Consider the following 11,653-nt stretch of genomic DNA (forward strand, 5'->3'; position numbering starts at 1 on the left):
TTCCGGGGCCGCCCCTCGCCCGTATGTCGGGGACACACATGTCGGGGATACTGGGACCGCAGACGTAGAGGGAAAGGCCCACACAACGTGACTGAGATCGAGATCGGGCGCGGCAAGCGCGGCCGCAGGGCGTACGCGTTCGACGACATCGCCATCGTCCCGAGCCGGCGCACCCGGGACCCGAAGGAGGTCTCGATCGCCTGGCAGATCGACGCCTACCGGTTCGAGCTGCCGTTCCTGGCCGCCCCGATGGACTCGGTCGTGTCGCCGCAGACCGCGATCCGCATCGGTGAGCTCGGCGGGCTTGGCGTGCTCAACCTCGAAGGCCTGTGGACCCGGTACGAGGACCCGCAGCCGCTGCTCGACGAGATCGACCAGCTGGACGAGGCCGCCGCGACCCGCCGCCTCCAGGAGATCTACGCGGCCCCGATCAAGGAAGAGCTGATCGGGCAGCGCATCAAGGAGGTGCGCGACTCCGGTGTGGTCACCGCGGCCGCCCTCTCGCCGCAGCGCACGGCGCAGTTCTCCAAGGCCGTCGTGGACGCGGGTGTCGACATCTTCGTCATCCGCGGCACGACCGTCTCGGCGGAGCACGTCTCGGGCGCGGCCGAGCCGCTCAACCTCAAGCAGTTCATCTACGAGCTGGACGTCCCGGTGATCGTCGGCGGCTGCGCCACGTACACCGCGGCCCTGCACCTGATGCGCACCGGCGCGGCCGGCGTCCTGGTGGGCTTCGGCGGCGGCGCCGCGCACACCACGCGCAACGTGCTCGGCATCCAGGTCCCGATGGCCACCGCCGTCGCCGACGTGGCCGCGGCCCGCCGCGACTACATGGACGAGTCCGGCGGCCGGTACGTGCACGTGATCGCGGACGGCGGTGTCGGCTGGTCCGGCGACCTGCCCAAGGCGATCGCCTGCGGCGCCGACGCCGTGATGATGGGCTCCCCGCTGGCCCGTGCCACGGACGCGCCCGGCAAGGGCCACCACTGGGGCATGGAGGCCGTTCACGAGGACGTGCCGCGCGGCAAGCTGGTCGACCTGGGCATCGTGGGCACCACCGAGGAGATCCTCACCGGCCCGTCGCACATCCCGGACGGCTCGATGAACTTCTTCGGCGCCCTGCGCCGCTCGATGGCCACCACCGGCTACAGCGAGCTCAAGGAGTTCCAGCGCGTCGAGGTGACGGTGGCGGACGCGCAGCACAAGCGCTGACGCCCGCCGTGCGCGTACGTCTCCCACGTACGTAGTACGTATGTGAAAGGGCCCGGACCGTTCGACGGTCCGGGCCCTTTCACATGTATGGCGGTTACGCGGCGGCCTTCTTGGCGCCCGAGAACGCGGCGGCCGCGGCGATCGCGAAGAACAGGAACGTCATCGGGTCGGCGTCGGACTTCCAGGCCTCGTTCACGACGTCGAGGTGCTGGAACAGCAGTTCCGAGAGGCTGACGGGGAAGTGCTTGGAGATGAGGATGGCCTCACCGACCAGCTGGCCCGCGTAGACGGAGCCGAGGGCGAGGACCGCGCCGAGCACCGGCAGGGCGGGGTTGCGCCCGCCGACCTTGCCCGAGGCCCAGCCGATCAGGAAGCCGACACCGACGGCCGCGTAGCCGATCTCGTGCTTGGTGGCGCCGACGATCGCGCCGTAGACGCCCGCGCAGACGACAGCGGCGGCGAACGCGGTGATCAGCCCGCCGGCGAAGTTGTCGCGGACCGGGGCCGGCGGCGGGACCGGCGCGAAGCCCGGGAACTCCGGCTGGGGCTGGTGCTGCGGTGGCGGAAAGGACTGGCTCATCTTCGGATCCCCCCGAGGTAAGTGAACGCACGAGCCCGTGAATGCGCACGGCTGTGCGATCGGGCGACCCGAAGAGTAGCAACCGGCCGAGGGTGGCGGAGGCCGGATTTCAGAGTCGGTGCGCGGCGCCCCCGGGTGTGACGCCCCGGGTGTCGAGCAGCAGCTGGGCCTTGACCGACAGCCCCTGGAGGTCGTACGTGCGGTGGTGCTGGAGCAGCACCGTCAGGTCGGCGTGGGCGGCGGCTTCGTAGAGCGAGTCCGCGCGCGGTACGGGCTGGTCGCGCACGCGCCAGTCCGGGACATACGGGTCGTGGTAGCTCACCGCCGCGCCGAGGTCGATGAGCCGTCCTGCGATCTCGGCGGCCGGGGAGCCCTCCAGATCGGCGAGGTCGGGCTTGTAGGTGACGCCGAGCAGCAGCACGCGCGCGCCCCGGGCGGACTTGCCGTGCTCGTTCAGGAGCGTGGTGGAGCGCTGGATGACGTACTGCGGCATGTGCGCGTTGATCTCCCGGGCCAGCCCCACCATCCGCAGGCCCGTGTACGGCAGCGGGGTCGGGTCGAGCGGGACGCCGTGGCCGCCGACGCCCGGACCCGGGCGGAACGGCTGGAAGCCGAACGGCTTGGTCTCGGCGCACCGGATCACGTCCCACAGGTCCACGCCCATGTCGTGGCAGAGCACGGCCATCTCGTTGACGAGCGCGATGTTGACCTGGCGGTAGTTGGTCTCCAGGAGCTTGGCCATCTCGGCCTCGCGGGTGCCGCGCGCGCGGACGACCTTGTCGGTGATCCGGCCGTAGAACGCGGCGGCGGACTCGGTGCAGGCGGGGGTGAGGCCGCCGATGACCTTGGGGGTGGTGGCGAAGCCGTGGGTGCGGCTGCCGGGTTCGAGGCGGCCGGGGGAGTACGCGAGGTGGAAGTCGCGCCCGGCCCGCAGCCCCGAGCCCTCTTCGAGCAGCGGGCGCAGGAAGTCCTCGGTGGTGCCGGGGTAGGCGGCGGACTCCAGGATCACCGTGGTGTGCGGGCGCAGCCGGGCCGCGAGCGTGCGGGCGGCTTCGGCGACGGCGCCGAGGTCCAGGGTCCGGTCCGCGCCGAGCGGGGTGGGGGCGCAGATCACAGCGGTACGGACCCGGCCGAGCTCGGCCGGGTCGGTGGCCGTCCGGAAGCCCCCCGAGAGCATCCGGCGCAGCTCGGCGGCGGTCAGGGCGCCGTCGACCGGGGGGCGGCCGGCGCGGAGTTCGGCGAGGACGCGGGGGTCGGTGTCATGGCCGACGGTCTCGATGCCGGCGGCGGCAGCGGCCTGGGCGAGGGGCAGGCCGAGGTGGCCGAGTCCGATGACAGCGAGGTCTGCGGGCATCCGGGTGACCGTCCTTCCCATAACCGGAGGGGACATGGCGCGCAAGCCCTGTGGACAGAATGGGCGGACGCAATGTCAGACTAAGAGTAAATATGACCGTTATGCCGTATTGCGGGCCCGGGGTTGTCCGAGTGTTGTCCACAGGCGGTGGCCGATGTCGGTGGTCGCGTCCAGAATCGAGTGTGTGAGCCAGACCACCCCGATCAACGGGAGGCATCCGTGAGGACAGCGACACTGGGACCGGTGCAGCGTGCCGAGGCGCTCGCCGCGATGGCGGAGCGCGAGCTCGACGTGCTGGTCGTCGGCGGCGGGGTGGTCGGCGCGGGCACCGCGCTGGACGCCGTGACCCGAGGGCTCTCGACCGGCATCGTCGAGGCGCGGGACTGGGCCTCGGGCACGTCCAGCCGGTCGAGCAAGCTGATCCACGGCGGGCTGCGCTATCTGGAGATGCTGGACTTCGCGCTGGTCCGAGAGGCGCTGAAGGAGCGCGGACTGCTCCTGGGGCGCCTCGCCCCGCACCTGGTGAAACCGGTGCCGTTCCTCTACCCGCTCCAGCACAAGGGCTGGGAGCGGTGGTACGCGGGATCGGGCGTGGCGTTGTACGACGCGATGTCGGTCTCGTCCGGCCACGGCCGGGGCCTGCCGGTCCACCGCCACCTCTCCCGCCGCGGCGCCCTGCGGGTCGCGCCCTGCCTGAAGAGGGAAGCGCTGGTCGGGGCGCTGCAGTACTACGACGCGCAGATGGACGACGCCCGTTTCGTGGCCACACTGGTGCGGACGGCCGCGAGTTACGGGGCACAGGCCGCCAACCGGGCCCGGGTGACCGGGTTCCTGCGCGAGGGCGAGCGGGTGGTCGGGGCGCGGGTGCGCGACGTGGAGGGCGGTGGGGAGTACGAGATCCGCGCCAAACAGATCGTCAACGCGACGGGGGTGTGGACGGACGACACCCAGGCGATGGTCGGCGAGCGCGGCCAGTTCCACGTCCGGGCCTCCAAGGGCATCCATCTGGTGGTGCCCAAGGACCGGATCCACTCCACGACCGGGCTCATCCTGCGCACCGAGAAGTCGGTGCTCTTCGTGATCCCCTGGGGGCGCCACTGGATCGTGGGCACGACCGACACGGACTGGGACCTGGACAAGGCCCACCCCGCCGCCTCCAGCGCGGACATCGACTACCTCCTCGAACACGTCAACTCGGTGCTCGCGGTGCCCCTGACCCGGGACGACGTCCAGGGGGTCTACGCGGGCCTGCGCCCGCTGCTCGCCGGGGAGTCGGACGCCACCAGCAAGCTCTCCCGCGAGCACACGGTGGCGCACCCGGTGCCGGGCCTCGTGGTCATCGCCGGCGGCAAGTACACGACGTACCGGGTGATGGCGAAGGACGCGGTGGACGAGGCGGTGCACGGCCTGGACCAGCGGGTCGCGGAATGCGTCACCGAGGACGTGCCCCTGCTCGGCGCGGAGGGCTACCGGGCGCTGTGGAACGCGCGCGCGAGGATCGCCGCGCGCACCGGGATCCATGTGGTCCGCGTGGAGCACCTGTTGAACCGGTACGGATCGCTGACCGAGGACCTCATCGAGCTGATCGTGGCCGACCCGTCGCTGGGGGAGCCGCTCGGCGCGGCGGAGGACTATCTGCGCGCCGAGATCGTCTACGCCGCCTCGCACGAGGGCGCCCGCCACCTCGATGACGTCCTGACCCGGCGCACCCGGATCTCCATCGAGACCTTCGACCGGGGCACGCGGTCGGCCCGGGAGTGCGCGGAGCTGATGGCGCCGGTCCTCGGCTGGGACAAGGAGCAGATCGAGAAGGAGGTGGAGCACTACGAGAAGAGGGTGGAGGCGGAGCGTGAGTCGCAGCGTCAGCCGGACGACCTGACGGCGGACGCGGCGCGGCTGGGGGCGCCGGACATCGTGCCGATCTAGGGAGAAACCGGGGCGCCGGACTGGCCCTGGCGGGCAGTCGGGCAGAACTCGGCGTCGAGTAGCGAGAGTTCAAGGGAGGGGCTGAGGGCGATGTCCGTGTTGATACGGAAAACGGCGGTGTGGCGGCCGTCGGCGGTGGCTGCCGCACGGACCAGGCTGCCGGATATATGCCCGTTGTGGCCCCAGACGGTGAGGCCGCAGGAGAGCCGCCGCGGGTAGACGCCGAGGCCGTAGACGCCGTGGGTGGCGGCGGTGTCGAGCAGTTCGCGCTGCTGGGGCGCGGGCAGCAGGGCGCCGCCGAGCAGGGCCGCGTAGAAGCGGCTCAGATCGGCGAGGGTCGATATGAGTTCACCGGCGGCGCCGGCCTGGCGCGGGTCGAGGTCGGTGACCTCACGGCCGTCGGGGGAGTACGCGCGGCTGTGCGGGGTGGGGAGCGTGGTGCGGGCACCCGGAAAGGAGGTGCCGGTGAGACGGAGGGGGGTGATGATGCGGCGTTCGGCCTCGGCGGCGTACGTATGGCCGGTGACCTGCTGAACGACCATGCCGAGGACGACGTAGTTGGTGTTGGAGTAGGCGTCGGTGCCGAGCGGCCCGGGGGAGTGGGCGAGCGCGGTGCGGACGGCTTGTGAGGGGGTGAGCGGAACCGGGACGGTGCTGTCGGCCGTGTAGGGGAACAGACCGCTGGTGTGGGAGAGCAAGGAGCGCAGGGTGAGGTGGCGGCCGTCGTTTCCATGGCCGCGTATCAGGCCCGGCAGATGTTGTTCCACCGTGTCGTCGAGGCGCAGCCTGCCCTCGGCGGCGAGCTGGAGCACCACCGTCGCGACGAAGGACTTGGTGACGCTGCCCGCCCGGAAGCGGTCGTCGCGGCCGAGCCCGGATCCGGCCGTGCCGAAGCGGGAGCGGTGGCCGTCGTCGGCGAGCAGGGCGGCGGCCGGGGCGCCCGTGCCGGTGACGAGCCTTGCCAGCGCTGTGGCCTGCGGGTCTTTCAGGCCGTCGCGGTCCGGGCGGTCCGGCTCGCCCGGCAGGATCGGCGTGCCCAGGCCGCAGAGCACCACGGTCAGGGGCACGGCGAGCAGCGCCCGGAGTGTCGGCATGGTGGTGGTCCCCCTTCCGGAGCCATCTTGGCGGACGGCGGACCCGGGACAATCATTGGTCCCGACGTGAGAGACAATGGACGCTCTGCCAGGGCGGGTGCCGCTCCCCCGGGGGCCAACCCCCGGACCCCCGGCAGGAGAAGCAGGTCGGAGCGGTGAACCGGGCCGCCTCACGAGGCAAGTTGCGGGGAGTCGTCGGCCGGGACGCGGTCGGCGCGGGCGCGGATCAGGGATCGCAGAGGGGACGCATGTCGGAGGCGGAGCAGTCACGGGAGCCCCAGCGGGACGAGCGGAAGGAGTCCGGCGGGAAAGCCGAGGGCCGACTCCTGGCCGATCGGTACCGGCTCGGGGATGTGCTCGGCCGTGGAGGCATGGGCACGGTCTGGCGTGCCGTCGACGAGACGCTGGGCCGTACCGTCGCCGTCAAGGAGCTGCGCTTCCCCACCAGCATCGACGACGAGGAGAAGCGCCGGCTGATCACGCGCACCCTGCGCGAGGCCAAGGCGATCGCCCGGATCCGCAACACCAGCGCGGTGACGGTCTACGACGTCGTGGACGAGGACGACCGGCCGTGGATCGTCATGGAGCTGGTCGAGGGCAAGTCGCTCGCCGAAGCGGTGCGCGAGGACGGGGTGCTGACGCCGCGCCGGGCCGCCGAGGTCGGGCTCGCCATCCTCGACGTGCTGCGCTCCGCGCACCGTGAGGGCATCCTGCACCGCGATGTGAAGCCGTCCAACGTGCTGATCGCCGAGGACGGCCGGGTCGTGCTCACCGACTTCGGCATCGCCCAGGTCGAGGGCGACCCGTCCATCACCTCGACGGGCATGCTCGTCGGCGCGCCCTCGTACATCTCGCCGGAGCGCGCCCGCGGCCACAAGCCGGGCCCGGCCGCCGACCTGTGGTCGCTGGGCGGCTTGCTCTACGCGTGCGTGGAGGGCGTCCCGCCGTACGACAAGGGCTCCGCGATCGCGACGCTGACCGCGGTGATGACCGAGCCGGTGGACCCGCCGGCGAACGCGGGACCGCTCCTGGAGAAGGTCATCTACGGGCTGCTCGCCAAGGACCCCGAGCAGCGGCTCGACAACGAGGCGGCGCGTGCGCTGCTCACCGAGGTGCTCCACGCCCCGGAGCAGACCGTGCGGGCGCCGGAGCCGGTGTCGTCCGAGGTGACCCGGGTCGTCGCGCTGCCCCCCGTGCCCGGCGAGGCCAAGGGCGACGCGGGCGCCAAGGCGAAGGAGGTGGCCGACGCGGCCGCCGACCGGATGCGCGGCGCCTTCAAGTCCGTGCGGAACGCGGCGGCGGCCGCACAGACCACGGCCAAGGAGAAGGCGAAGGACAAGGCGAAGGACAAGGCGGCGGGCAGGACGGCCGCCAAGCCGCTCGCCTTCGCCGGGTCGGCGCCCGTCGCGCGGCCGGCGCCGTCCGGGCCGCCCGCGCCGGTGCGGGCCCCGCTCACCGATGTCGTCCCGCGCCGGACGCTGGTGATCATCGCGGTCGTCGCGGCGCTGGCCGTGATCGGGACCGTGCTCGCGGTCGTGCTCAGCGGCGGCGATGACGACAAGGGCAACGGCGGCAAGAGCGACAACAAGGCGTCGAGCGGTGCCACCGCGGGCGGCGACGGCAGCGGCAAGGGCAAGACCGGCGGCGCCCAGGGCACCGGTCAGGGCAACGGCCAGCAGCAGGGACAGGGGCAGACCCAGACCCAGACCCAGGGGCAGAGCGGCGGCAAGACCTCCACGTCCCCCCAGACCCCCGGGGCGGGGTCCGGTTCCGGGGGCAGCGGCACGGGCGCCGGGCTGCCCAGCGGGTACTCCACGGTGACCGACGCCACCTTCCACTTCTCCATGGCCATGCCCGCCGGGTTCCACCGCACCGGCATAGCCGGGGACAACTCCGGCGGCATATACAGCGTCAACGGCGGCTTCCCGCGCATCCAGGTCGACTTCAACGCCAAGCCGACCGACGACGCCCGGCGGGCCTGGCTGGAGCTCGCCGGCGCGGTCGCCGGGAGCAGCAGCAACTACCACCTGCTCGGCATCCAGAAGGTCGACTACAAGGGGTACCCGACGGTCGCCGACTGGCAGTTCGAGCGGGACCAGAGCGGCGAGCGGGTACGGATACTCAACCGCGGCTTCAAGGTCGACGGGTCGCACGGCTACGCCATCATGGTCACCTGCAAGACGGCCGAGTGGGACACCGACGCGTGCGTGACGCTGCGCAAGACGGCGTTCGACACGTTCAGCCCCAAGGACTGAGCAGGCCACGTATCGTGAGAGCTCGCGGACCGTACGCAGCCACAATGGGCCGGTAATCGACCGGAATTGACGGGTTCGGGGGAACAGCGCGCTGTGGGGAGGCGTCGTGGACGACTACGCGGGTCGAGTGCTCGCTGACCGCTATCGGCTGCCGCTGCCGTCCTCCGACGAGTACGAGCCGGTCGAGACCCGGGCCTTCGACACCTACAGCGGACAGGAAGTCCTGGTGCGGCAGGTGCCGTTGCCGGAGGTCGTGGACGCGGAGGTGCAGGGCGCGGACGGGCGGTACGGGGACGGGTACGGCGTCGGAGCGGCGCGGCGGCCCGCGGACCCCGCCCTGCGGCGCGCGATCGAGGCGGCCCAGGCGGCCGCGCAGATCCCCGACCACCCCCGGCTCGACCAGGTCTTCGACGTCTTCGCGGAGGACGGCTCGCTGTGGATCGTCAGCGAGCTCGTCATGGCCCGGCCGCTGGCCGCGCTCCTCGCCGAGCAGCCGATGGCGCCGTACCGGGCGGCGGAGGTCGCCTCCGACGTACTGACGGCGCTGCGCGTGCTGCACGCGCACGGCTGGACGCACCGCAACATCACCGAGCGCACGGTGTTGATATGCGACGACGGCCGCGTGATGCTGACCGGCCTGGCGGCCGGCGCGGCGGAGGAGGCGCTGTGCGGCTATGTGGTGCCGCCGCCGCCGCTCGGTGAGGAGAACGACGACTTCGGCGTGCCGGGGGCGACGGGGGCGGCCGACGACGCCGAGGCCGATTGGCCGGATGCCCCGGACTCCGGCCCGGGCTCCCGGGACTTCGGCGGCCCGGACGTGCCCGGCGACCTCTACGACGACCGGGGCCGGTCCTCCGGCACTCCGGACCCGCTGCCCGGTGACCCGTACGGCGACCCCTACGGCGGCTCTGACGGGCCCGCCGCCGACCCCGGCCGCCCCGCCGGGGCTCGCCCCGACGCGCACTTCGGCCCGGCCGCCCAGGCGCCGCCCGCGCCGCACCCCACCCCCCTGCCCTCGACCAGGGCGCCGGCCCTGCCCGCGGGGTGGTCTCCGGCGGGGCCGAGCGGTGAGGAGCAGGGAGTGGTGCCCGTGCCCCCTTCCGGGGCGTCCTCGGGGGCCGCGCGGGCCGGGGCCATCGCGGCGTACCGGGCCGGGGCGCGGGCCGCCGCGCGCGTGGGCGACGACGGGGCCGCGCTGCCGGTGCCGCGGTCCGAGCTCACCCAGGCCGAGTTGGAGGGCGTCTGGCGCGACGCCGCCGACCAGGGCATGTACGACCCGGTGAGCGGGACGCGGGTGCCGCGTACACCCGCGCCGGGGACGTCCTCGGCGGCCAGTCCGTACGCCGTGGAGGAGGGCCCGGACTCGGGGCGTACGCGGCGTGCGTACGACCCGGTGACCGGGCGCTGGGTCCCGCGCCCCGCGCAGCCCCGCCCGACCGGCGCCCACCCCGAAACCTCCGCCCACCCGACGGACACGCACGCCGAGACCCCGCACGCCCGACACCCCCACGCCCCGACCCCCCACCCCCAACTCCCGCGTCTCGAAGTCCCGCACGCGCAGCCCGCGCACCCCGACGCGTCCCGGACCGGTGGGCACCCCCGGCCTCCCGCCACCACCGGGCCGCGGCCCTCCGCAGAGCCGCGGCCCGCGCTTCCGCACGCCGTCGGGGCCGGGGCCGAGGCGCTGCGGGCCGATGCCCAGCGGCAGACGCATGTCAGCGCGCCCGTGCCCGCCCGGGAGGGCGGCTGGGAGGCGGCCGTCCCGCAGCGGCACGTGGGCGGATACCGGGGCCCCGCCACGCGGCTCGCCGCCGAGCGGGCGCGACAGACGCGGATCGCCGTCGTCGGGGCCGTCACCGAGCGGTGGGCGCCCGAGCAGGCCGGGCCCGTGCACGAGAACTGGCGCCTGGCGCCGCCGATCGGGCCCGCCACCGATCTGTGGGCGCTGGGCGCGCTGCTCTTCCGGGCCGTGCAGGGGCACGCGCCGTACCCGGAGGAGAGCGCCGTCGAGCTGGTGCAGATGGTGTGCGGCGAGCCGCCCGCGTTCGCCGAGGAGTGCGGCCCGCTGCGGCCGGTCGTCGAGTCGCTGCTGCGCCAGGACCCCACCGAGCGCCCGGACTTCGAGGAGCTGCGCGGCTGGCTGCGCTCGATCGTGCGGTCCGCGCCCGAGCCGGACGTGGGCACCGAGGCCGTCCCGCTGCCCGCGCCCGACGCGACCCGGCTGCCGATCGTGCGCCGCCGGGGCGAGCTCGTCCGGCGCCGCCGCGCGGCCTCCGGCGAGCACGGCCGCCACCGCCAGCAGCGCCGTACGCAGCCCCGCAGGCCCGACCGGCGGCCCGCGCCCGACGTGTTCGAGGGGCCGCGTCAGGCCAGGCTGCGCTCGGCGGAGTCCCGCACGCCCAAGTCCCGCCAGTCCGCCACGCGTACGCGCGCGCCCCGCTCGCTCGGCCGCACCCTCGTCCTGCTCGTCCTGTTACTCCTGGCCGCCGCGCTCGCGTACGCCGTGTTCTTCATGCCCAAGTCCGGGACGAAGGACGAGGGCAGGGCCGACAACGGGGGCGCCCCGACGGCCCGTACGAGCGCGCAGCCGGGCACACCGGCGCCCAGCACCTCTCCCCGGACCGGTACGCCCTCGGCGCCGCGGACGCAGACCACCGCGCCCGGCGGACAGCCGCCCGCCAAGGGGTACGTGCTGCGCACCGACCCCGAGGGATTCCGGACCGCGGTCGATCCCTCCTTCCAGCGGCGGCCCATCAACGACGCCGGACAAGTCCGTTATGTCGGCGGCGACTTCACTCTGCTCGTGGTGCCCGGCCGGGACGCCGTCAAGGACGTCGGTGACGACCCGCTCGCGTACCAGCGGGACAAGGAGCGCGAACTCCAGCCGTTCCGGGACTCGGCCTGGGCCACCGCGACGGGGATGCGGCGGGTCGACATCGGCCGGAAAGTGACGGCCGAGGGGCAGTTCACCTGGCGGGACAGCACCGGCCGGACGGTTTACGTACGCAATCAAGTCACGATTATCAATGGCCGATATCACCTCGTCGTGGTCATCGGCCCGGAGCCCCAGCGGGACAAGGTGACGGAGATCTACACCCAGGCCACGGCCGCCTACAGCGCCACTCGTTGACGCTTCACAGGTTGCCTCAGACACATACCCCTTGGTAGGTGCGGCACAAGGTGCCCCCGAGGTTCCCTGGCCGGAATCCGCTCCGTAACCTTGCCCCCTAAG

Annotated in this window: 7 protein-coding genes; 4 read left to right on the top strand and 3 right to left on the bottom strand. The window is 73.3% G+C overall.

Annotation, left to right across the window (positions count from 1 at the left end; translation table 11 throughout):
* The first annotated feature begins 87 nt into the window (after positions 1-87).
* The gene (locus OG965_RS24770) at positions 88-1,212 is read left to right on the top strand and encodes a GuaB3 family IMP dehydrogenase-related protein (RefSeq protein ID WP_067163242.1); all 1,125 of its coding nucleotides are present in this window, start codon (positions 88-90) and stop codon (positions 1,210-1,212) included.
* 94 nt (positions 1,213-1,306) lie between these two features.
* Here the strand turns inward: OG965_RS24770 and OG965_RS24775 are convergent, their stop codons facing one another.
* Both OG965_RS24775 and OG965_RS24780 read right to left on the bottom strand, forming a co-directional pair.
* Positions 1,307-1,792, bottom strand: a complete 486-nt coding sequence (locus tag OG965_RS24775; RefSeq protein WP_371654248.1) for a hypothetical protein — start codon at positions 1,790-1,792, stop codon at positions 1,307-1,309.
* Positions 1,793-1,901: 109 nt separating this feature from the next.
* Positions 1,902-3,146, bottom strand: a complete 1,245-nt coding sequence (locus tag OG965_RS24780; RefSeq protein ID WP_371654249.1) for a nucleotide sugar dehydrogenase — start codon at positions 3,144-3,146, stop codon at positions 1,902-1,904.
* 219 nt (positions 3,147-3,365) lie between these two features.
* Here OG965_RS24780 and OG965_RS24785 point away from each other — a divergent pair, with 219 nt between their 5' ends.
* A complete protein-coding gene (locus OG965_RS24785; protein WP_371654250.1) occupies positions 3,366-5,072 on the top strand; it encodes a glycerol-3-phosphate dehydrogenase/oxidase in 1,707 nt (568 codons plus the stop codon).
* On the opposite strand, the gene OG965_RS24790 is transcribed toward OG965_RS24785, so the two are convergent.
* Positions 5,069-6,166, bottom strand: a complete 1,098-nt coding sequence (locus OG965_RS24790) for a serine hydrolase domain-containing protein (protein WP_371654251.1) — start codon at positions 6,164-6,166, stop codon at positions 5,069-5,071. The genes OG965_RS24785 and OG965_RS24790 overlap by 4 nt on opposite strands.
* 248 nt (positions 6,167-6,414) lie before the next feature.
* On the opposite strand from OG965_RS24790, the gene OG965_RS24795 reads away from it, so the two are divergent.
* Both OG965_RS24795 and OG965_RS24800 read left to right on the top strand, forming a co-directional pair.
* On the top strand, positions 6,415-8,421 hold the full coding sequence (locus OG965_RS24795) for a serine/threonine-protein kinase (protein WP_371654252.1): 2,007 nt from the start codon (positions 6,415-6,417) through the stop codon (positions 8,419-8,421).
* A gap of 106 nt (positions 8,422-8,527) precedes the next feature.
* The gene (locus tag OG965_RS24800; RefSeq protein WP_371654253.1) at positions 8,528-11,551 is read left to right on the top strand and encodes a protein kinase; all 3,024 of its coding nucleotides are present in this window, start codon (positions 8,528-8,530) and stop codon (positions 11,549-11,551) included.
* The last annotated feature ends 102 nt before the right edge of the window (positions 11,552-11,653 follow it).

Origin of the sequence: Streptomyces sp. NBC_00224, from assembly GCF_041435195.1 — a bacterium.
Classification (GTDB): Bacteria; Actinomycetota; Actinomycetes; order Streptomycetales; family Streptomycetaceae; genus Streptomyces.

What these genes read in the sequence shown, in the direction of transcription:
- OG965_RS24775 (WP_371654248.1), bottom strand. Translation starts at nt 1,792, where the DNA reads ATGAGCCAGTCCTTTCCGCCACCGCAGCACCAGCCCCAGCCGGAGTTC.
- OG965_RS24780 (WP_371654249.1), bottom strand. Translation starts at nt 3,146, where the DNA reads ATGCCCGCAGACCTCGCTGTCATCGGACTCGGCCACCTCGGCCTGCCC.
- OG965_RS24790 (WP_371654251.1), bottom strand. Translation starts at nt 6,166, where the DNA reads ATGCCGACACTCCGGGCGCTGCTCGCCGTGCCCCTGACCGTGGTGCTC.
- OG965_RS24795 (WP_371654252.1), top strand. Translation starts at nt 6,415, where the DNA reads ATGTCGGAGGCGGAGCAGTCACGGGAGCCCCAGCGGGACGAGCGGAAG.